The organism is Phenylobacterium sp., from assembly GCF_004299445.1.
Classification (GTDB): domain Bacteria; phylum Pseudomonadota; class Alphaproteobacteria; order Caulobacterales; family Caulobacteraceae; genus Phenylobacterium.
The window spans coordinates 39,114-59,196 of the sequence record NZ_SCTC01000007.1 but is presented as its reverse complement, the minus strand read 5'-3'; the positions used below and the strand labels follow the sequence as shown (position 1 = coordinate 59,196).

The window sequence follows — 20,083 nt, the reverse complement described above, 5'->3', positions numbered from 1 at the left end:
TAGCCTCGCGGCTAGAACACCGCCAACGCGGCGTGCAGCACCAGCGCCAGCAGGGCGAGCGAGCTCACCATGAACACCAGGAAGCGCACCAGGATCACGTTGGTCAGCGCCTGGACCAGGCTGTGCACGACGCGCAAGGCCACGTAGCCCCACGCTATCCAGGTGTTCACGCCGTGCCCCTGGTCCAGGAGCGCCAGGGTCAGCGCCACCGCATAGAACAGCGTCGGCTGCTCCATCAGGTGGTTGTAGTTGTCGGCCTTCCACCGGACGCTGGCGGGCAGGTGCTGGTTCAGGTCGGCGGTGGTCATCGACGGCTCCATCGCCACCTTGGCCTTCGCGATGGCCGGGATGCGCGTGGCGTAGAGCCAGGCCCACATGACCATCGACCAGGCGAGCAGCGCGACGACGGGCTGCAGAATCGTTTGCGACATCGGCGTTCCCCCGAATCCTTCTTTTGGCCGACAGTGAGCGCCCCGCCGCGCACCGAGGCAAGCCGTTGGACACTGTCGCCTTCGCCGCCGTCCTGGTCGCTGCGCTGATGCATGCGGGCTGGAACGCCGTGGTGCGCGTGGGCCTGGACCGGTTCTCGTCGATCCTGGTGCTGTCGATGACCCAGAGCGGGCTGGCGCTCCTGCTCCTGCCGTTCTTCCCGATGCCCGCGGCTGCGGCCTGGCCCTGGGTGGTAGGCTCGGCGCTGCTGCACACGGGCTACAAGCTGTTCCTGATCCGCGCCTACCAGCACGGAGATCTGTCGCAGGTTTATCCGCTGGCCCGCGGCGCGGCGCCGCCGCTGGTGGCGCTGGGCGGGATCGTCCTGCTGAACGAGGCGCTGCCGCCGGCCGGCGCGCTGGCCGTGGCGCTGATCGCGGGCGGCGTCGCGCTGATGGCGTTCCGAGGCGGCCCCGGCCTGGGCAGGTTGCCGGGGCCTGCGCTGGTCTACGCCCTGGGCACGGCTGGGTTCGTGGCGGCCTACTCGCTGGCCGACGCCCAGGGCGCGCGGATCGCGGGGTCGGCGACATCGTTCGCCCTCTGGATGTTCGTGGCCGACGGGCTGGTGATGCTGGCCTATGCGATGGCGACCCGCGGGCCGCGCGCGCCGGCGGTGCTGTTCCAGGGCTGGCGGACGGGGCTGCCCGCCGGCGCCCTGTCGCTGGGCTCGTACTGGATCGTGCTTTGGGCCTTCACCCGCGCGCCGGTGGCGCTGGTCACCGCGCTGCGCGAGACCAGCGTGCTGTTCGCCATGCTGATCGGCGTGTTCCTGTTGAAGGAGCCGGCGGGGCGCTGGCGCTGGGCGGCGGCCATCGCGATCGTCTGTGGCGTGATCGTCATGCGGCTCTGAAGCCGCTGCGGCGAAGGTGGCGGTTGACGGAGGCGCCCATCGTCCCGCCTAAGGGCGCCCGTGACCGCGCCCGCCCAGAACGTCGCCCTCGGCATCGCCTTCCGCGTGGCGGCGATGGCGTGCATGGCCTGCCTGTCGGCGCTGGTGAAGTTCACCGGCGAGCGAGGCATCCCGGTCTTCGAGATCATCTTCTTCCGCAACCTGTTCGCGTTCGTGCCGCTGGGCCTCTACATCGCGCGCACCACCGGCTTCAGCGTGCTGAAGACCCAGCGGCCGTTCGGGCATCTGATCCGGGCGACCGTGGGCCTGACCGGCATGGTCTGCGGCTTCTCGGCGGTTCAGTACCTGCCGCTGACCGAGGCCACGGCGCTGCAGTTCACCTCGCCGCTGTTCATGACCGCGCTGTCGGCGCTGCTCTTGTCGGAAAAGGTGGGCCGTCACCGCTGGGCGGCGGTGTTCGTGGGCTTCATCGGCGTGCTGATCATGGCCCGCCCTGTGCCGGGCGAGATGAACGTTCCGGGGGTCACGCTGGGCATCCTGTCGGCCCTGGGCGCGGCTGGCGCCATGGTGGCCATCCGCCAGATCTCGGACACCGAGAAAGGCCCAACCATCGTCTTCTACTTCACCCTGGGCGGCGTCGTGCTGGGCGCCGTGGGGTCGATGTTCCACTGGGTGACACCCGACCCCATGACCCTGGGCCTCCTGATCGTGGCCGGCCTGATCGGTGGGGTGGGGCAGCTGTTCCTGACTGAGGCGCTGAGGCAGGCCCCTATCGGGGTGATCGCGCCGTTCGACTACACTCAGCTGATCTGGGCCACGGGTCTGGGCCTGGTGATCTGGGGCGAGCTGCCGCATCCGCTGACCCTGGTGGGGGCGGTGATCGTGGCGGGCAGCGGCGTCTACATCCTGAACCGCGAACTGCAGCGCTTCCGCTCGCGATAACCCGTGTTCGCGGCGCGCGATGCCTCAGGGTTGAATTGACACAACGTCGTTACAGGCGGACCCTCACGGGCAAATCCCTCAGGCTCCGGAGCGCTCCCCCATGCTCAAGACCTCGCATCTTCTCGCCTTCGCCGCCGGCGCGGCGCTGCTGGCCGCCGCGTCCGGCGCACAGGCCGCCGTCACCGTCCTGGGCAGCGGCATGGCCCGCCAATGCTCGGTGGCCGCGCTGACCGGACTCTCGGACTCCAAGTCCGAGGACCTGTGCACCATGGCCCTGGACACCGAACTGCTCAGCCTGCGCGACCGCGCCGGGACCTACGTGAATCGCGGAGTCCTGAAGCTGCGGCGCAAGGAGTTCGCCTCGGCGATGTTCGACTTCAACCGTGCGATCGAGACCAAATCCGACATCGGCGAGGCCTATGTGAACCGAGGTGCGGCCCATGTGGGCGCCCGGCGCTACGCCGAGGGCCTGGCCGACATCAACAAGGCGCTGGAGATGGGGGTGGAGGAGCCGGAGAAGGCCTACTTCAACCGCGCGCTCGCCTATGAGGGGCTCGACAACCTCAAGGCTGCCTATTTCGACTTCCGCAAGGCCCTGGAGCTGGCGCCGACCTGGGAGCAGCCCAGCCGGGAGTTGGCCCGCTACACCGTGGAACGCCGCTAGCCTCGAAGTCGTTGGTCGCGCATGGTCACGCTCATGCGCCTTCCCATCGCTGCGCTTCTCGCCCTGTCCGTCGCCGCGCCGGCGGCGGCCCAGCCCCTGTCGTCGCAGTTCCAGCTGGACGAGCTGCGGGCCCAGCAGGAGGCGGCCCAGCGGCGCTTGATCGACCAGTCCAACCAACTGATGGCTCTGGAGGCCCGGCTGCGGGCCGAGCAGGGCGCGGCCGACCTGCAGAGGAGTGCGCCCCGCGTGTCTGAACTTCGCTACGAACCCTCCGTGCGCGCCGCCGCCGTTGTGACGCCGGCGTTTCCTTCGATCTCCGACGCCGCGCTTGCCGAGTCCAACCGGCGAGTCCAGGCCGCCGCCGGAAACCGTCGCTGATGCGCTGGCAGGGCGGCGAGGGCGGCGGCAACATCGAGGACCGGCGCGGGCTGGGCGCGGTGGCCACTGGCGGCATGGGGATCGGCGGCGTGGTGCTGGCGCTGGCGGGCTACTTCTTCTTCGGCATCGATCCGTCCACCACCATGGGCGTCGTCAACAGCGTCTCGCCCCAGGCCCAGCAGCAGGAAGGTGCGCGCGGCACGCCCGCCGACGAGGCCGGCCGCTTTGTGGACGTGGTGTCGACCAACGTCGACCAGGTCTGGACGCTGAAGTTCAAGGAGGCCGGCCAGACCTACCGTCCGCCGGACTCGATCGTGATCTACGATCAGGCCACCGGCACCGGATGCGGGATGGGCCAGTCCGCGATGGGTCCGTTCTATTGCCCGGCCGATCGCAAGGTCTATCTGGACCTGTCGTTCTGGCAGGAGCTGGAGACCAAGTTCGGCGCGGGCGGCGAGGCGGCGCGGGCCTATGTGATCGCGCACGAGATCGGCCACCACGTTCAGAACCTGACCGGCGCCTCCGAGCGGGCGCAGCGGATGGGCGCCAAGGGCGCCGAGAGCGGCTCAGTGCGGCTGGAGCTGCAGGCGGACTGCTATGCCGGGGTCTGGGCGGCCAACGCCTCGGCCGTCTCGGGCGGGCAGGTCGCGCTGGACCCCCGCGACATCGAGGACGGCCTGCGCGCCGCCGCGGCGGTGGGCGACGACACGCTGCAGCGCCGGTCGCAGGGCCAGGTCATGCCCGACGCCTTCACCCACGGCAGTTCGGAACAGCGCATGCGCTGGTTCCGGAAGGGCGCGCAGTCCGGCGACCCGGGCGCGTGCGACACGTTCGGCGCGGATCGCCTCTAGAGGCTGCCGGGCGCGTCAAATCGAGACATCCGCGACTGGCAAGGTGTTTGCAGAGTGTCCGTCCGACGTTTGGGGGTGGTCCCCTGCGGATAGACGTTGAGCGACGACACCATGAACATTCGCAATCTCCTCGCGGCGGGCGCCCTTGCAGTCGGACTGTCGATGGCGGGCGGCCAGGCGCTGGCTCTGGACAACGGCAGCTTCGAGACGCTCGACTTTAGCGGCTGGACCACGAACGGCTTCCTCTCCGTGGTCGGCTCGGCCGGCAGCTCGCAGGGCGCCAACTATACGGCGACCGACGGCGACGTGTTCGCCCGCCTCGATGCCGGTGTGGGCGAGGGCATCTTCACCACGCTCAGCCAGACCTTCACCCTGCTGACCGCCGGCACGCTCTCGGGCGACGCGGCGTTCCTGGCTTTCGACTACATGCCCTATGACGACGACAGCTACGTGCGGATCTTCGACATCAACACGTCGCAGACCGTGTTCTCGGCCAGCGTCGGCAGTGTCGGCGACTACGGCGCGACCGGCTGGACCCACTTCAGCGCCAACCTCGGCCCGGGCCAGTACACCCTCGAAGCGGGCGTGCGGAACAACGGCGACAACAGCATGTCGTCCGCCCTGCTGGTCGACAACGTCGCCCTGCAGGCGGGCGCGGTGCCGGAACCCGGCGCGTGGGCGCTCATGATCATGGGCTTCGGCGGCGTGGGCGCGATGGTGCGCCGTCGCCGGATGATCCTGGCCTGATCGGCCTCAGGGGCGGCCGGGCGCACCCCGGTCGCTCTCTCGACCACGCACGTGGGACGCCGGCTCCCAGCCCAGGCAGACGGCGACGCGTTGGCGGGCCAGGGCTGTGCTGACGTGGATCAAGACGGGTAGGGCCATCAGGGCCTAGGCTTCCCGCCACCTCGAGTGGGACGCCATGCTGAGCCAGGAAGCCGCCGCGCCTGTGACCGCCTTCGATATCCGGGGGCTGGCCAAGGTCTATGCGACCGGGGCTGGAGAGGTGCACGCGCTGCGCGGCGTGGACCTGGAGATCCTCAAGGGCGAGACGCTGGTCCTGCTGGGCCCCTCCGGCTCTGGAAAGTCGACGCTGCTCAATATCCTGGGCGGTCTCGACCGCGCGACGTCGGGGACGGCGCGCTTTCACGACCTGGACATCACTGCGGCGAGCGACGCCGAACTGACCCGTTATCGGCGCGCGTCGGTGGGCTTCATCTTCCAGTTCTTCAATCTGGTCCCGAGCCTGACCGCTCTCGAGAACGTCGCGCTGATCACCGAGATCGCCGCCAACCCCATGCCGCCCGAGGAAGCGCTGGCGCGGGTGGGACTGGCGGAGCGACTCAACCACTTCCCGGCGCAGCTTTCCGGAGGCGAACAGCAGCGGGTGGCGGTGGCGCGCGCGATCGCCAAGCGGCCCGAGCTGCTGTTCTGCGACGAGCCGACCGGATCGCTCGACAGCGAGAGCGGCGTTCGTGTTCTCGAGGCGATCGCCTCGGTGAGCCGGGAGGTGGGCGCGACGACCATGATCGTCTCGCACAACACCGAGATCGGCGCGATGGCGGACCGCGTCATCCGCTTCCGCGACGGGCGCATCGCGGGCATCGCCCGCAACACCACCAAGGTCGCGCCGTCGGAGATGGCGTGGTGAAGCCCTCGCCGCTGGATCGGAAGCTGCTGCGCGATCTGTGGCGGCTGCGCTGGCAGGTAGCGGCCATCGCGCTGCTCATCGCCTGCGGCGTCTCGGTGGCCGTTATGGCGTACTCGGCCCAGCGCGTGCTGGTCCGCGCGCAGGAGGCGTTCTACGCCGAGACCGCCTTCGCCGACGTGTTCGCCCACGCCCGTCGCGCGCCGACGTCCCTCGCCGGCGCCTTGCTTCGCATCGACGGCGTCACTGCGGCCGACGTTCGAATACAGGAGGCCGGGCTGATGGACGTGCCGGGGCTCAGCCGCCCCGCGGTCGCGCGCCTGATCTCGCTGCCGGACGATCCTCAACGCGCGCTGAACCGGGTCCGGCTGGTCCGAGGCCGGATGCCCGACCCGACGCGAAGCGACGAGGCGGTGGCGCTGTCCGCATTCCTCGACGCCTCCGGAGTGCGGCTGGGGGACCGGCTGACAGCGGTCGTCGCGGGCCGGTCGTTCACCTTCCGGGTGGTGGGCGCTGTCCTGTCGCCTCAGCACGTCTACGTGCCGGCCCCGGAATCCCTGATGCCCGACGATGCGCATCAGGCGGTGATCTGGGCGCCGCGGCGCGCGGTCGAGCGCGCGGCTGGGATGGCGGGCGCATTCAACGAGGTGGCGCTGACCCTGGCGCCGGGCGCGTCCGCCCCCGCTGTGCTGGCCGACCTCGATCGGCTGCTGGCGCCGTACGGCGGGCGCGCCTCCTACGTCCGTGCTGACCAGCCCTCGGACAAGTTCCTGAGCGCCGAGCTTCGAGAGCTCTCGACCTCGGCCACCGTGCTGCCGCCAGTGTTCCTCCTGGTGGCCGCGGCCCTGGTCAATCTGGTGGTCACCCGACTGGTCGAGATCGAGCGCGAGCAGATCGGGCTTCTCAAGGCGTTCGGCTACGGGCGCGTCGCGGCGGCTGCGCCCTATCTGAAGCTTGCGGCGGCGATCGCCGCAGCGGGGGCTGTCGGCGGCAGTCTTCTCGGCGTCGGGCTGGCGGCCGCCATCGTGGAGCAATACCGCCAGTACTTCCGCTTTCCGGTGCTCGAGCCGCAGTTTCACGGGCCGGCCTTCGTCCTGGCCTCGCTGGTGGCGGTCGCGGCCGCGCTCGGCGGCGCGGCCGGCGCCGCGCGCCGTGCGGCGGCGTTGTCGCCGGCCGTCGCGATGCAGCCGCCGCGACCCACGTCGTATCGCAAAGGCTGGCTTGATCGACTGCCGTCGCACGCGATCGATCAGGCGACCCGCATGATCGTGCGCAGCCTCGCGCGCTTCCCGCTCCGCTCGGTGCTCACGGCCGTCGGCATGGCCGCCAGCCTGGCGCTGCTGGTGGGCACGCAGTTCCTGTTCGACAGCCTGGATGCCGTGATCGATCGCACCTACTACCGCGCTCAGAGCTGGAGCGAGGCCGTCAGTTTCGCCGAGCCGGTCTCGCGGAGCGCGCTGGCGGATGCGACCCGCCTGCCGGCGGTCTACGCGGCGGAAGGCGTACGCTCGGTCGGCGCTCGCCTGCAGGCGGGCGGGCGCGAGGAGCGCGTTCGTCTTGTGGGCCTCGATCCCGACTCCCAGTTCAGCCGGCCTCTCGACGCCCGGGACCAGAGGGTTCCTTTCAAGGGAGGCGGCCTGGTCATCGGCGAGGCGCTGGCCGAGCGTCTATCCGTGGCGCCCGGCGACGTGGTTCGCGTGGCGGTCGTGGACGGGCGAGGGCCGATCGCCGACCTGCCCGTCACCGGCCTCGCCCGGGACTTCAGCGGCCTTACGGCCTACATGCCACGGCGGGAGTTGAACCGGTTGATGGCGGAGGGCGACGTGATCGACTCGGCTCAACTGCTGGTCGCCGCCGACCAGCGCGCGGACTTCTATCGCGCTGTGGAGCGCGTTCCGACCATCGTCGGCGCCTCGTCGCGGGAGGAAACTGTTGCGGGCTGGCGCCAGGCCATGGCCGAGGCGTTCCAGGTGACCATCAGCTTCTTCGTGGCCTTCGCCGCGGCCATCGCGTTCGGGGTCGCCTACAACGCCTGCCGTATCTCGTTCTCCGAGCGGGCGCGCGACCTGGCCACGCTGCACGTCCTGGGCTTCGGCCATCGGGAGTGCGCCTACATCCTCGCCGGCGAGATCGTGGTGCTGGCGCTGGTGGCGGTTCCCCTGGGCCTTCTGGGCGGCGTGGGGCTGTCGCACGGACTGGTGGCCGCCTATTCGCGCGACGAGGTGCGCCTGCCGGCCGTGATCGGAGCCGGCAGCTATGGGGTCGCCCTGCTCGCCTACGTCATCGCCGTCGGCGTGGCCGCCGCCCTCGTGGTGCGCCGCGTATGGACTTTGGATCTGGTCGCCGTGCTGAAGACCCGGGAGTAGCGATGGGCAGGATCAAATGGGCGCGCTGGGTGATCATGGGCGGCGGGGCGGCGATCGTCGTGACCGCGCTGGCGCTGCTGCTGGCGCCAAGGCCTGTGGAGGCCGAAGCGGGCGTCGTGACGCGGGGGCCGATCGCCGAAGCTGTCGCGGACCAGGGAACGGCGCGGGTGCGCGAGGCCTATGTGGTGTCGGCCCCGGTCGCCGGCCGGCTCGACCGGGTGAACCTGCACATCGGGGATCCCATTTCCGGCGGCCGGACCGTGGTCGCCCGCATACGGCCGGCCAGCGTCGATCTCCTGGACCCGCGCGCCCGCGCCCAGGCCGAGGCCGCCGTCTCGGCGGCGCGCGCAGCCCTGGCCGCCACCGAGGCTCAGAACGAGCAGTTGGCCGTTGAAGCGCGCAAAGCCGATACCGATCGGGGTCGGATGCGTGCGCTGTCTGAACGTGGCTTCGCCGCCGCGCAGGCGGTGGACGACGCCGAGGCTCGCGCCCGGACGGCGCGGGCGATGCTGCGGGCGGGTGAAGCCAACCTCGGTGTACGACGCTCCGAACTCGCCGCCGCGCGCGCCGCCCTGCTGGGTCCAGGGGCCGCCGGCGACGAGACGGTCGAGGTCACCGCGCCGGCGTCGGGCTATGTCACGCGCGTGCTGCAGGAGAGCGAGCGCACCGTGACGGTCGGTGCGCCGCTGGTCGAGGTCGCAGACCAGTCGGGCCTGGAGGCGGCGGTCGAGTTCCTGTCGCAGGACGCGGTTCGCATCCGCGAGGGCATGGCGGCCGAGATCTTCGACTGGGGCGGACCGGGCGTGCTGCCGGCGGTCGTGCGTCGCGTGGAGCCTCAGGCGTTCACCAAGGTGTCGGCGCTGGGCGTCGAAGAGCAGAGGGTCCTGGTGCTGCTGCAATTCACAGGACGCCCTGACGCGTGGGCCCGTCTGGGCCCGGGCTATCGGCTCTGGGGTCGCGTGTTCCTCCGGCGGGAGCCGAATGCGCTGAAGGTTCCGTTGGGCGCGCTGGTGCGGGCCGATGGCGGCTGGGCCCTGTATCGCATCGAGGCCGGCCGGGCCCGCCTGACCCGTGTGCAGGTCGGGGCCATGACCGACCGCGAGGCCGAGATCCGCGGCGGTGTGGCCGCAGGCGCCCGGGTGATCGTGTTTCCGTCGGATCGCGTGAAGGACGGTGTGCGGCTGAAGATCAAGTCCTGAGCCGTCGGGCGTCAGGCGGGCGCGTGGGGCATGGGCTCCCAGCCCAGGCAGACGGCGACGCATTGGCGGGCCAGCAGGTCCCCGGGGTCGACCAGCTTCAGCCGCACGTCGCGGTCGTCGAGGACCAGCGGCACCTCGGTGCAGCCGGCGATCAGCACCTCGGCGCCGGCCTTGCGCAGTTCCTCGGCGTAGCCTTGCATCTCGCGGGTCGCCGCGTCTCCCAGGTCGCCGGCCTTGATCCGGTAAAGGGTCTGCATGAACGCCTCCTGCCGCTCGGGCGGCAGGGCGACCAGCCCCATGGCGTGGGCGGCCAGGTATTCGCGGTAGAGCTTGAGCGCGCCCTTGGTGCCCAGCACGCCGACCCGCATGGCGCCGGTCTGGCCCGCCGCCCGGGCCGCCAGCTCGATCATGTCGACCAGCGGCAGGCCCGAAGCCCGTTGGATCACGTCGGCGTGGGCATGGGCGGTGTTGCATGGCATGGCCAGCACCTCGGCGCCGGCGCCGCGCAGGGCGCCCGCCATCTCGGCCAGCACGTCGCCGGCGTTCGTGCCGGGCACGTTGCGGTCGGGAGCCTTCGGATTGATGTCGGCGATGACCCGGATGTGGTCCTGGTCCTTCTCGGCCGGCGTGTAGGCCTGCAGCTTGGCCAGGAACTCGACCGTCGCGGCCGGGCCCATGCCGCCCAGCACCCCCAGAGTCAGCGAGGAGTCGCTCACAGCTTGCCCTCCAGTTCCGACTGGTAGCCGAACAGGCCGTGCGCGCCGCCGGTGTGCAGGAAGACGACGGTCTCGCCGTCGAAGTCGCCGCGGTTCGAGAGCGCGATCAACCCCTTCATCGCCTTGCCGGTGTAGACCGGGTCCAGGAGGATCCCGTCGGTTCGCGCGATGGTCTTGAGCGCATCCACCACCGCCTGGTCGATCAGGCCGTAGCCCGCGCCCACGTAGTCGCAATCGGCCACTACCATGTCGCGCGTCACCCGATCCTCGTGGCCCAGCAGCGCGGCGGTTTCGCGGGCCAGCTTGTAGACGTTGGCCTCCTGGGTCTCCTTCGGCGCGCGTACGCCGATGCCCAGCACCGGGATGTCGGCGCCCATCACGGCCAGGCCCGCCACGAGGCCCGCGTGGGTGCCCGCGCTGCCGGTGGCGGTGACAATGCGGTCGATCTCGAGGCCGGCCTCGTTGGCCTGGGAAACCAGCTCCAGCGCGCATTCGACATAGCCCAGCGCCCCTATCACGTTCGAACCGCCGCCCGGGATCACGTAGGGCCGTCCGCCTTTGTCGGCCACCTCGGCGGCGACCTTGGCCAGTTCGGCGTTCATGTCGGTCCCGCCGGGCACGGTGCGCACCTTCGCGCCCAGCAGCTCGTCCAGCAGGACATTGCCCGAGCGGTTGTAGTCCTGGGCGTTCGAGCCGGTGCGCGCTTCCAGGATGATCTCGCACTTCATGCCGAAGCGGGCGGCCGCGGCCGCCGTCTGGCGCACATGGTTCGACTGGATGGCCCCCTGGGTGACCAGGGTGTCGGCGTCGTTGGCGAGCGCGTCGCCCAGCAGGTACTCGAGCTTTCGCGTCTTGTTGCCGCCGCCGGCCAGCCCGGTGCAGTCGTCGCGCTTGATCCACAGCGCCGGGCCGCCGCCGCCGGGACGCGCCAGATGTTCCGTCAGGCCGGGCAGCGGCTCGAACGGGGTGGGCAGGTGGGCGAAGCGGATGGGATTGAAGCGGGCGAGATGCATTCCCGACCGCTATCCCCTTACGGCTACGGCTTCAACGTCTTGGGCAGCGCGGCGACCTCTTCCGCGGTGAGCCTTTGGATCGACTGCGCGCCGCAATAGCCGCTGCGGGCCTGCAGGCCGAGCTGGCTGGCCTTGCAGATACGCTCGCGGCCGCGGGTGTTGAAGGCGATCGGATCGGCCGAAATCGCGCTGCGGAAGCAGGCCTGAGCCGTGGTCACGCGATAGACCCCCTTGCCGAAGACCTCCATCAGCATGGTGTTCTGGTCGACGACCGTGTGGTTTCGAATGTCCCGGACCAGGATGCAGTCGTCGCCGGACAACGGCGCGGCAGTCCCGGCCACGGCCGCGGGTCCGAACGCCGCCGCCAAAGCCAAGGCGGCGATGAAGCGCTTCATGGGGCGGCTCTCCTGACTAAGGCTTCAGCTTCTTGGGCAGGGCGGCGACCTCCTCGGGCGACATCTTGACGATGGAGTCCACGATGCAAGGGGTTGCGAACCCGCCGATGGAAATCGCCACGTCCATGTCGATCGGCTTGCAGATCAGGGGGGCGCCCGGCGGACTGCGCGTGACGATCGGGTCTGACGACGTGGCCCCGGCCAGGCAGGCGCCCTTCATCGTGACCCGATAGGCGCCCTTGCCCTGAACGTCGATCAACAGGGTGTTGCGGTCGCCCACCGTATGATTGCGGATCTCGCTGCTGCGGATGCATTGCCCGGCGGGCAGGCCCGTGCCCGACGCCGGGGCAGGCCCGAGCGGCGAGGGCTTCGCGGCCATCGCGGCGCTGGAAAAGGCGGCCGCGGCGACGGCCAGGGCAATGACAACAAACCTCATGGGCGTTCTCCTGCTCGTCCCCCGATGCATGATACGCGCACCAGCGATCATCGTCTGCATTTGTGGTGGCGAGGCGCCTCCAACAAGCCTAAACCTTCGTCATCCTCGGGGGGCCGCGCTTGGGCGGCTGAGAGGTGGGCGAGCCCACGACCCGTCGAACCTGATCCGGGTCATGCCGGCGAAGGGAAGGGCCGACACCCAACCGACGCCCGTGATCCGTCCGTCATTTGAGGACGCACGCGATGAACAAGCCTGCCGGCAAACTGGCCCCCGCAGCCATCCCCACGGGCGAGCGCCCGGGATCGAAGAAGGTCTACCAGCCCGGCGTCATCTGGCCCGACATCCGCGTGCCGTTCCGCGAGGTGGCCGTGCACCCTTCGGCCAACGAGCCGGCCCTGACGCTGTACGATCCCTCGGGCCCCTATACCGACCCTGCCGTCAGCATCGACATCGAGAAGGGCCTGCCCAAGACGCGCGAGCCGTGGGTGGTCAGCCGCGGCGACATCGAGATCGTGGAGAACCCGCGCGCGGTGAAGCCCGAGGACAACGGCTTCGCCAAGGGCGCGCACCTGGCGCCCGAGTTCACCGCGCCGCGGCGGGTCTATCGCGCGAAGCCGGGCGCCAATGTCACCCAGCTGGAGTACGCCCGGCGCGGGATCGTCACGCCCGAGATGGAATACGTGGCGATCCGCGAGAACATGCGGCGCCGCGAGACCGATGCCTTCATCCGCGACGGCGAGGACTTCGGCGCCTCGATCCCTGACTTCGTGACGCCCGAGTTCGTGCGCGACGAGATCGCCCGCGGCCGCGCCATCATCCCGGCGAACATCAACCACACCGAGCTCGAGCCGATGATCATCGGCCGGAACTTCCTGGTGAAGATCAACGCCAACATCGGCAACTCGGCCGTCCTCAGCCACGTGTCCGACGAAGTCGACAAGATGGTGTGGTCGATCCGCTGCGGCGCCGACACGGTCATGGACCTGTCCACCGGCCGCAACATCCACAACATCCGCGACTGGATCGTGCGCAACAGCCCCGTCCCGATCGGCACGGTGCCGATCTACCAGGCGCTGGAGAAGGTGAACGGCGTCGCCGAGGACCTGACCTGGGAGGTGTTCCGCGACACCCTGATCGAGCAGGCCGAGCAGGGCGTGGACTACTTCACCATCCACGCCGGCGTGCGGCTGGCCTATGTGCCTCTGACCGCCAAGCGGGTGACCGGGATCGTCAGCCGCGGCGGCTCGATCATGGCCAAGTGGTGCCTGGCGCACCACAAGGAGAACTTCCTCTACGAGCACTTCGAAGACATCTGCGAGATCATGAAGGCGTACGACGTCTCGTTCTCGCTAGGCGACGGCCTGCGGCCGGGCTCGATCGCCGACGCCAACGACGCCGCGCAGTTCGGCGAACTGGAGACCCTGGGCGAGCTCACCCAGATCGCCTGGAAGCACAATGTCCAGGTGATGATCGAAGGCCCCGGCCACGTGCCGATGCACAAGATCAAGGCCAATATGGACAAGCAGCTGGCCGTCTGCGGCGAGGCCCCGTTCTACACGCTTGGCCCGCTCACGACTGACGTGGCCCCGGGCTATGACCACATCACCTCGGCGATCGGCGCGGCGATGATCGGTTGGTTCGGCACGGCGATGCTCTGCTACGTGACCCCCAAGGAACACCTGGGCCTGCCCAACCGCGAGGACGTGAAGGTGGGCGTCATGACCTACAAGCTGGCGGCCCACGCGGCCGACCTGGCCAAGGGTCACCCCGGCGCGCGCATGTGGGACGACGCGATCAGCCGGGCGCGGTTCGAGTTCCGCTGGGAAGACCAGTTCAACCTGGGCATCGATCCCGAGACGGCGCGCGAGTACCACGACGAAAGCCTGCCGAAGGAGGCGTTCAAGACCGCCCACTTCTGCTCGATGTGCGGCCCCAAGTTCTGTTCGATGAAGATCAGCCAGGACATTCGCGACGCCGCCCGCCAGCAGAACGACGTCGAGACCGGCATGGCCGAGATGGCCCAGAAGTTCCGCGAAGGCGGCGGCGAGATCCTGGTTCCGGTGGGCAAGGCGGAATAGGGCGCAGCTCAGCTCAGAGCCGTCCTTCCCTTGCGCGGCGGGTTGCAGGCGGCCGCGCTTGCGGCCTTGATCTCGGCCAGGGTCGCGATGCGATCGTGGCTGGTCATCTTGCCTTTGCGCTTCAGCCCCCGATAGACGGCGAGGCCTCCGTCGCACGCGGCGCAGGCGCGCCCCCGCCTCGAACCGCGATGCGGCCTAGTCTTCGACCTTCACCCTCTGGGGCGGCCAGACGCGAACGGCCACGGCCACCGTCACCGAGCCCAGGATCGCCGCGGCGGCGCCGGCCCACTGGACCGTGCTCATGCCGATGGCCGCGTAATGCCCCGTCATCGCGCCCGACAGGAACACGAGGCCGGCCGAACCCCATTCGACCAGGTCATTGGCGGTGACTTCGAACTTCATTCTGGCGGCTCCGGCGGCAGGCCAATCAATCACGACAGGATGCGCATCGGCGAGATGCCAAATGCTTACCGGCGGGGGGATGCGACACTGTCGCGCACTGGGCGGCCAGGCCTCCTACTCGCTGCGCAGCGCCGGGGCCGGCCGCTTGGAGAGCGCCTGGAACGAGGCCAGCAGTCCGCCGCCCGCCGCCAGCAGCGACGCGCCGCCCAGCAGGGCCGCCACGCCGCCCCAGTCGACGCTCCACTTGGCTTCGAACACCAGGACCACGACCGGCCAGGCCGCGGCGTAGCCCAGGCCCACGCCCGCCGCTCCGGCGATCACGCCCACCAGGCCATACTCGATGACGTAGGCGCTGAGCACCTGGGCGCGCGACGCGCCCAGGACCTTCAGGGTCGCGGCCTCGCGGGTGCGTTCCTGCGCTCGCGCCGCGATCGCGCCGGCCAGCACCAGGAGCGCCGCGAGCAACGCGACGGCGGCCGCGCCGCGAACGGCCAGCGCCACCTGGTCGAAGAGCTCGGTGGCCGCCTCCAGCTGCTCGCGCACCGAGATCACGTTCACTTCCGGGAAGTTCGCGCCGAGCGTCCGGATCACGCGCTGTTCCTCGGCCTTGGTCGCCTTTGCGATAGCCACCTGACGCGGCGCGGCGCCTTCAAGCGCGTTGGGCGTCAGCACCAGCGGGAAGCTCGCGCCGAAGCTGCCGAAATCGACGTTCCGGATCACCGCGACCTTGGCGTCGATGTCGCGGCCCAGCACCTGGATCGTGATCGTGTCGCCCACCTTGATGGATGTGCCGGCGGCGGGGTCGCGGCCCATGGCCACCAACGGCGCACCTGCATGGTCGGCGGCCCACCAGCGCCCCTTGAGGATGCCGGCGTTGGGCGGCTCGGGGCCGATGGCCGAGACGGTGACGTCGTTGTCATAGGCCCACTTGGCGTTCCGGGGGATCGTGGCGATGTCGACGGGCTCGCCCCGGACGGCGGTGATCCGGCCGGTCATGAACGGCGCGCGGAGGTAGGTGTCGGTCGTGAGCGCGCGGCCGTAGGCGCGGGCCACTTCGGCGTCGAAGGCGGCGGCGCGGTCGCCGGGGATTTCGGTGAAGACCAACGCGGGCGCGGTCTGCGGAGCGATGATCGAAATCTGCCGCAGAAGGCTGGACTGGATCAGCACCACCGCGGCCAGCAGGGCGACGCCCAGGCCGATGGCGGGCGCGGCGGTGCGCGCCGCTGAGCGCGGGCCGGCCAGGTTCGCCAGCGCAATCCGCATCGCGCCGCGCGTGCCGCCGCGCATTCGTCCGGCCATCAGCGCCGCCAGCCATCCGAAGCCCCACAGCACGGCGAACGCGGCGGCCGTGCCGGCGATCATGATCGCCGCGGCCAACGGCGTGGGCGCCGTCACCAGGGCCAGCCCGGCCAGGCCTGCCGCCGCCAGCAGCGCCCCGACAAGCTCGGGTCCGAAGCTCACGCGTCCGATCAGGTCGCTGCGGAACAGGCTTGCGGGCGGGGTGGTGCGGGCCCGCGCGAGCGGCGCGAGCGAGAACGCCGCCGCTGACAGCACGCCAAACGCGGCGGCCTTCAAGAGCGGGAGCGGGTAGATGGCGAACAGGGCCGGGACGGGCAGGTCGCGGGCGATGAACTGGCCAAGGAGCAGCGGCGTGGCGGCCCCCAGCGCCAACCCGATGGCGATGCCGACCAGCGCCAGGAAGCCGATCTGCGCCAGGTACATGTCCCGGATCAGGCCGCTCTGGGCCCCCAGCGCCTTGAGCGTCGCGATGGCGGGCTTGCGACCGTCCACATAGGCGCTGACAGCCCCGAACACGCCCAGGCCTCCGGCTACCAGCGAGGCTAGGCCGATGAATCCCAGGAAGTACTCCAGCTGGTCGATCATGCGGCTGACTCCGGGCGCGGCGTCGTTGCGGTCGCGAACCCGGAAAAAGCCCTTCATCGTCTGGCGCACCTCGGCCTTGGCCGCCGCCAGTTCCAGCCCTGGCCGCAAGGCCACGCGCACCGTCTCGCCGAACGGCAATCCGGGTTTGAGGAAGCCGCCTTCCTCCAGGGCGCCCGGCCGGGTCAGCACCCGCGGGCCCAGCTGGAACCCGCGGGACAGCCGGTCAGGTTCGGCGTCGAGGATCGCCGTCACCCGCATGGGCACGTTGCCCGCAAGGAACCGGTCGCCCAGCTTCAGTCCCAGCTTGTCCAGCAAGGTCTGTTCGACCGCCGCGCCCCAAATCCCGTCGCGGCGCTCCAGCGCGACCGCCAGAGACGGCGCGCCCCGAACGGTGACGTCGCCGGCCAGGGGATAGGCGTTGTCGACGCCGCGCAACTCCACCAGCCGCCGCGCCCCGCTGGGCGCTTCGGCCATGGCCTGGGCCGCGACGGCGCGGGTGATCCGACCCAGGCTTTCCAGGCGCTGCAGTTCGCCGGGCTCGAAGCGGCGCTGGCTGGCCGAAATCGCCATGTCGCCGCCCAGGATCTCGCGGGCCTCGCTGGCCAGGCCGCGCCGGAAGGCCTCGGCGGTGGAGCTTGCGGCGGCGATCGCCGCCACGCCCAGCGCTAGGCAGGCCAGGAAGATGCGGAATCCCTTGACCCCGCTGCGCAGCTCCCGCGCCGCGAACCGCAGCCAGAGTGGGGTCACGCCGGGACGTCCGCTGGGGCCACCGGGTGGCCGTCACGCAGCGTGACGACCCGCTGGGCCCGCTTGGCCAGCCCATTGTCGTGGGTGACCATCAGCAGCGCCGCCCCGGTATGCTCGACCAGTTCGAACAGCAGGTCGGCGACGTGGCGGGCGTTGTTGGAATCGAGGTTGCCGGTGGGCTCGTCGGCGAAGATCAGGGCCGGCGAGGGGGCCAGCGCGCGGGCCAGCGCCACCCGCTGCTGTTCGCCGCCCGAGAGCTGGTGCGGGTAGTGGCGCCGGCGCGCGCCCAGGCCGACGCGGTCCAGCCAGGCGCGGGCCTCGTCCATGGCGTTGGGCTTGCGCGCGATCTCAAGGGGGGCCGCCACGTTCTCCTCGGCCGTCATGTTCGGCAAAAGGTGGAACGACTGGAACACCAGGCTGACCCGTCCGCGCCGCAGCTTGGCGCGACCGTCTTCGTCCAGCCGCGACAGGTCCTGGCCGAACAGCTGCACCCGCCCGGCGCTGGGCCGCTCCAGGCCCGCCGCCACGGCGATCAGCGACGACTTGCCCGAGCCCGACGGGCCCACCAGCCCCACACGTTCGCCTTCCGCCAGTGTCAGGCTGAGGTTGCGCAGGATTTCCACCGGTCCTGCGGCGGACGGTAGCGTCAGGCCCACATCGTCGAGGACCAGCGGCGGCGTATCGTTCAAGCGTAACCCCGGGGATTGAGCGGCGTCGTCAGTCCCTTACATAGGACGTTCATGGCCAAGCCAAGACATAGCCGCCGAACCCTTCTCGCATGGCCGCTGCTGCTGGCCGCCGGTCCGGCGCTGGCCGCGCCCGCGCGGACCAGGATCGTCACCGTTCTGGGCGACTCGATCACCGCCGGGTACGGCCTCGCGGCCAAGAGCGCGCTGCCCTACCAGCTGCAGCTGGCGCTCACAAAGCTCGGCGTGGCGGCGCAGGTCCGGGCGGCCGGCGTCAGCGGCGACACCACGGCCGGCGGCCTCGCCCGTGTGGACTTCTCGGTGCGCAAGGACACCGACCTGGCGGTGGTGGCCCTGGGCGCCAACGACCTGCTGCAGGGCCAGGATCCCAAGCGGACGCGGGCGAACCTCGATGGGATCGTCAGGAAACTGAAGTCGCGCAGGATCGGCGTCGTGCTCACCGGCATCTCCGCGCCGGTGGAGGTGGGCGGCGGCTACGCCCGCGATTTCAACGCGGTGTTCCCCGCCGTGGCCCGCGCGCACGGCGTGCCGCTCTATCCCAACCTGCTGGACGGCGTGGCGCGCCAGCCCGGCCTGAACCAGCCTGACGGCATCCACCCCAACGCGCGCGGCGCGGCGATCATCGCCGCGCGACTGGCCCCCACCGTCGCGAAGGCCTTGGCGGCGCGCGGCTAACCCAGGCACAGTCCTGCCAAAGCGGGAGGACGCGAATGCTCAAGTGGCGGATCGGGGATGTCACCATCACCCGCATCGTGGAGATGGAGACCAGCGGCGGCACCCGGTTCCTGTTGCCCCAGGCCACCTATGAGGCGGTGCGCGAGATCGACTGGCTCTACCCGCATTTCGCCGAGCAGAGCGGCAAGCTCAAGATGTCGATCCATGCGCTGGTGGTCGAGACGCCCGGACGCCGGATCATCGTCGACACCTGCATCGGCAACGACAAGTCGCGCGAGATGGGGCCGTGGAGCCACCTGCAGACCACGTTCCTGGCCGACCTGGAGGCTGCGGGCTTCGCGCGCGAGACCATCGACACCGTGCTGTGCACGCACCTGCACGTGGACCACGTGGGCTGGAACACCATGCTGGTGGACGGCGCGTGGGTCCCGACGTTCCCCAACGCCCGCTACCTGATCGGCCGCGCCGAGTACGAGCACTGGCAGGCCGAGGAGGAAGGCGTCGAAGACGTTTCCAAGTCCTACTTCCACGACAGCGTGAAGCCCGTCTGGGACGCCGGTCTGGTCGACCTGGTCGAGACCGACCATCAGGTCTGCGACGACGTCAGCCTCGAGCCGACCCTGGGGCACACGCCCGGCCACGTCTCGATCCGGATTCGGTCGAAAGGCGAGGACGCCCTGATCACCGGCGACTTCACCCACCACCCCTGCCAGCTGGCCCGGCCGGACTGGGCGGCGGAGGTGGATTTCGACAAGCAGGCCTCAACCGCGACCCGGCGGCGGGTCTACGGCGCCCTCGAAGGCACGAAAACGCTGGTGATCGGCACCCACTTCGCCGCGCCCTGCGCCGGCCATGTGGTCAGGGACGGCGAGGCCTGGCGGCTGGAGGTGTGACAGGGGCGGCGGGCAGGCTGAACAGAGCCCGGTCCGGCGTTACGGTCTCGACCTTGTCCAACTGGCGTTCCAGCGGCTGGGCCAGCCCGCCGCCGGTCGTGGTGACGTGGAACGGCAGCAGGACGCGGCCGACGCGGCGGTAGTCCGAGTATTCGAGGGTTCGCGGCTGGTGGGCCCGCCCATCGACGATGCGGCCCAGCAGGCCCGTGCGGCGGTCGAACCACAGTTCGCGGGGCTCGCCATACTCGGGATGAACCCGCGCCACGTCGAACGACCGCCCTCCGCCGGTGCGAACGCCCACAAGCGTGCTGCGCATGTCGAAGCGGCCGGTGAAGAGATAGCCGTACGCGCCGAAAAAGGCGTCCGAGCGGGCGCGCGCCAGCAGCTCCTGCTGGGTTCCCGGCGGCCAAGGCGTGCTGAGCGGCAGCCACCACAGGCCATAGCCATTGTAGCCCTGGATCACCTTGCCGGGTCCCGCGCCGATCTCCACCCGCTCGCCCCAGCGCAGGAAGTCGAGCCAGTGCTCGTACGGTCGCCCCGCCTCGGTCCCCACCTCATGCAGGCCGCGGATGGCGTTCCAGGCGCGGGCGCCCCCCATGGCCGCGCGCGCCCGTTCCAGCACCGCGCCCACGCCAGCGCCATGCTGCGCGGCGGCCACGCCGGGCGCGGCTGCGAGGGCCGGAACAATCAGGAGCGCGTCGCGGCGCGTGCGAGTCGACATCACGCCCGAACCAATTCGCTCAGCGTGTC

General features: G+C 70.5%; 21 protein-coding genes and 1 riboswitch. Of the genes, 12 read left to right on the top strand and 9 right to left on the bottom strand.

Features of this window, described 5'->3' with window-relative positions:
* Window positions 1-11: 11 nt before the first annotated feature.
* On the bottom strand, window positions 12-431 hold the full coding sequence (locus tag EPN98_RS02775) for an MAPEG family protein (protein ID WP_293359992.1): 420 nt from the start codon (window positions 429-431) through the stop codon (window positions 12-14).
* 65 nt (window positions 432-496) lie between these two features.
* Here EPN98_RS02775 and EPN98_RS02770 point away from each other — a divergent pair, with 65 nt between their 5' ends.
* From EPN98_RS02770 to EPN98_RS02730, 9 genes are all read left to right on the top strand, one after another.
* Window positions 497-1,339 (top strand): EamA family transporter, encoded by an 843-nt coding sequence (locus EPN98_RS02770; RefSeq protein ID WP_293359989.1) that lies wholly within the window; start codon window positions 497-499, stop codon window positions 1,337-1,339.
* A gap of 60 nt (window positions 1,340-1,399) precedes the next feature.
* Window positions 1,400-2,281 (top strand): DMT family transporter, encoded by an 882-nt coding sequence (locus EPN98_RS02765; RefSeq protein ID WP_293359987.1) that lies wholly within the window; start codon window positions 1,400-1,402, stop codon window positions 2,279-2,281.
* Between the two features lie 100 nt (window positions 2,282-2,381).
* Window positions 2,382-2,945: a tetratricopeptide repeat protein gene (locus EPN98_RS02760; protein ID WP_293359984.1), complete on the top strand. Its 564-nt coding sequence runs from the start codon at window positions 2,382-2,384 to the stop codon at window positions 2,943-2,945.
* A 33-nt stretch (window positions 2,946-2,978) separates the two neighbouring features.
* A complete protein-coding gene (locus EPN98_RS02755; protein WP_293359982.1) occupies window positions 2,979-3,323 on the top strand; it encodes a hypothetical protein in 345 nt (114 codons plus the stop codon).
* Window positions 3,323-4,174 carry a neutral zinc metallopeptidase gene (locus tag EPN98_RS02750; RefSeq protein WP_293359979.1) on the top strand — a complete coding sequence of 284 codons (852 nt, stop codon included), beginning with the start codon at window positions 3,323-3,325 and terminating at the stop codon, window positions 4,172-4,174. Before EPN98_RS02755 ends, EPN98_RS02750 begins: the two co-directional genes overlap by 1 nt.
* Window positions 4,175-4,270: 96 nt before the next feature.
* Window positions 4,271-4,921, top strand: a complete 651-nt coding sequence (locus EPN98_RS02745) for a PEPxxWA-CTERM sorting domain-containing protein (RefSeq protein WP_293359976.1) — start codon at window positions 4,271-4,273, stop codon at window positions 4,919-4,921.
* 175 nt (window positions 4,922-5,096) lie between these two features.
* Window positions 5,097-5,825 carry an ABC transporter ATP-binding protein gene (locus EPN98_RS02740; protein WP_293359973.1) on the top strand — a complete coding sequence of 243 codons (729 nt, stop codon included), beginning with the start codon at window positions 5,097-5,099 and terminating at the stop codon, window positions 5,823-5,825.
* Window positions 5,822-8,188 (top strand): FtsX-like permease family protein, encoded by a 2,367-nt coding sequence (locus EPN98_RS02735; protein WP_293359970.1) that lies wholly within the window; start codon window positions 5,822-5,824, stop codon window positions 8,186-8,188. The genes EPN98_RS02740 and EPN98_RS02735 overlap by 4 nt, the downstream gene beginning before the upstream one ends.
* 2 nt (window positions 8,189-8,190) lie before the next feature.
* Window positions 8,191-9,387, top strand: coding sequence for an HlyD family efflux transporter periplasmic adaptor subunit (locus tag EPN98_RS02730; RefSeq protein ID WP_293359968.1), 1,197 nt, complete (start codon window positions 8,191-8,193; stop codon window positions 9,385-9,387).
* 11 nt (window positions 9,388-9,398) lie between these two features.
* Here EPN98_RS02730 and EPN98_RS02725 read toward each other — a convergent pair whose 3' ends face one another.
* From EPN98_RS02725 to EPN98_RS02710, 4 genes are read right to left on the bottom strand one after another with little or no spacing between them, the layout of a single operon-like run.
* Window positions 9,399-10,103, bottom strand: a complete 705-nt coding sequence (locus tag EPN98_RS02725; protein ID WP_293359965.1) for an amino acid racemase — start codon at window positions 10,101-10,103, stop codon at window positions 9,399-9,401.
* Complete coding sequence (locus EPN98_RS02720; protein ID WP_293359963.1) at window positions 10,100-11,116, bottom strand: D-cysteine desulfhydrase; 1,017 nt, start codon at window positions 11,114-11,116, stop codon at window positions 10,100-10,102. The genes EPN98_RS02725 and EPN98_RS02720 overlap by 4 nt, the downstream gene beginning before the upstream one ends.
* Window positions 11,117-11,139: 23 nt before the next feature.
* Window positions 11,140-11,511: a hypothetical protein gene (locus tag EPN98_RS02715; RefSeq protein ID WP_293359960.1), complete on the bottom strand. Its 372-nt coding sequence runs from the start codon at window positions 11,509-11,511 to the stop codon at window positions 11,140-11,142.
* A 16-nt stretch (window positions 11,512-11,527) separates the two neighbouring features.
* Complete coding sequence (locus tag EPN98_RS02710) at window positions 11,528-11,947, bottom strand: DUF6491 family protein (protein ID WP_293359957.1); 420 nt, start codon at window positions 11,945-11,947, stop codon at window positions 11,528-11,530.
* Between the two features lie 96 nt (window positions 11,948-12,043).
* Window positions 12,044-12,151, top strand: a riboswitch (TPP riboswitch).
* Window positions 12,152-12,189: 38 nt separating this feature from the next.
* Between EPN98_RS02710 and thiC the strand changes: the two genes are divergently transcribed.
* Complete coding sequence (thiC, locus tag EPN98_RS02705) at window positions 12,190-14,025, top strand: phosphomethylpyrimidine synthase ThiC (protein ID WP_293359954.1); 1,836 nt, start codon at window positions 12,190-12,192, stop codon at window positions 14,023-14,025.
* Window positions 14,026-14,220: 195 nt separating this feature from the next.
* Here thiC and EPN98_RS02700 read toward each other — a convergent pair whose 3' ends face one another.
* The 3 genes from EPN98_RS02700 to EPN98_RS02690 form a co-directional block, all read right to left on the bottom strand.
* Window positions 14,221-14,427 (bottom strand): hypothetical protein, encoded by a 207-nt coding sequence (locus tag EPN98_RS02700; RefSeq protein WP_293359951.1) that lies wholly within the window; start codon window positions 14,425-14,427, stop codon window positions 14,221-14,223.
* Window positions 14,428-14,541: 114 nt separating this feature from the next.
* Window positions 14,542-17,058, bottom strand: coding sequence for an FtsX-like permease family protein (locus tag EPN98_RS02695; protein WP_293359948.1), 2,517 nt, complete (start codon window positions 17,056-17,058; stop codon window positions 14,542-14,544).
* Complete coding sequence (locus EPN98_RS02690) at window positions 17,055-17,747, bottom strand: ATP-binding cassette domain-containing protein (protein WP_293359946.1); 693 nt, start codon at window positions 17,745-17,747, stop codon at window positions 17,055-17,057. The genes EPN98_RS02695 and EPN98_RS02690 overlap by 4 nt, the downstream gene beginning before the upstream one ends.
* A gap of 51 nt (window positions 17,748-17,798) precedes the next feature.
* On the opposite strand from EPN98_RS02690, the gene EPN98_RS02685 reads away from it, so the two are divergent.
* Together EPN98_RS02685 and EPN98_RS02680 are read left to right on the top strand one after the other, a co-directional pair.
* Window positions 17,799-18,440: an arylesterase gene (locus tag EPN98_RS02685; protein WP_293359944.1), complete on the top strand. Its 642-nt coding sequence runs from the start codon at window positions 17,799-17,801 to the stop codon at window positions 18,438-18,440.
* A gap of 35 nt (window positions 18,441-18,475) precedes the next feature.
* On the top strand, window positions 18,476-19,333 hold the full coding sequence (locus EPN98_RS02680) for an MBL fold metallo-hydrolase (protein WP_293359941.1): 858 nt from the start codon (window positions 18,476-18,478) through the stop codon (window positions 19,331-19,333).
* On the opposite strand, the gene EPN98_RS02675 is transcribed toward EPN98_RS02680, so the two are convergent.
* Window positions 19,299-20,054, bottom strand: coding sequence for a hypothetical protein (locus EPN98_RS02675; protein ID WP_293359938.1), 756 nt, complete (start codon window positions 20,052-20,054; stop codon window positions 19,299-19,301). The genes EPN98_RS02680 and EPN98_RS02675 overlap by 35 nt on opposite strands.
* Between the last annotated feature and the right edge of the window lie 29 nt (window positions 20,055-20,083).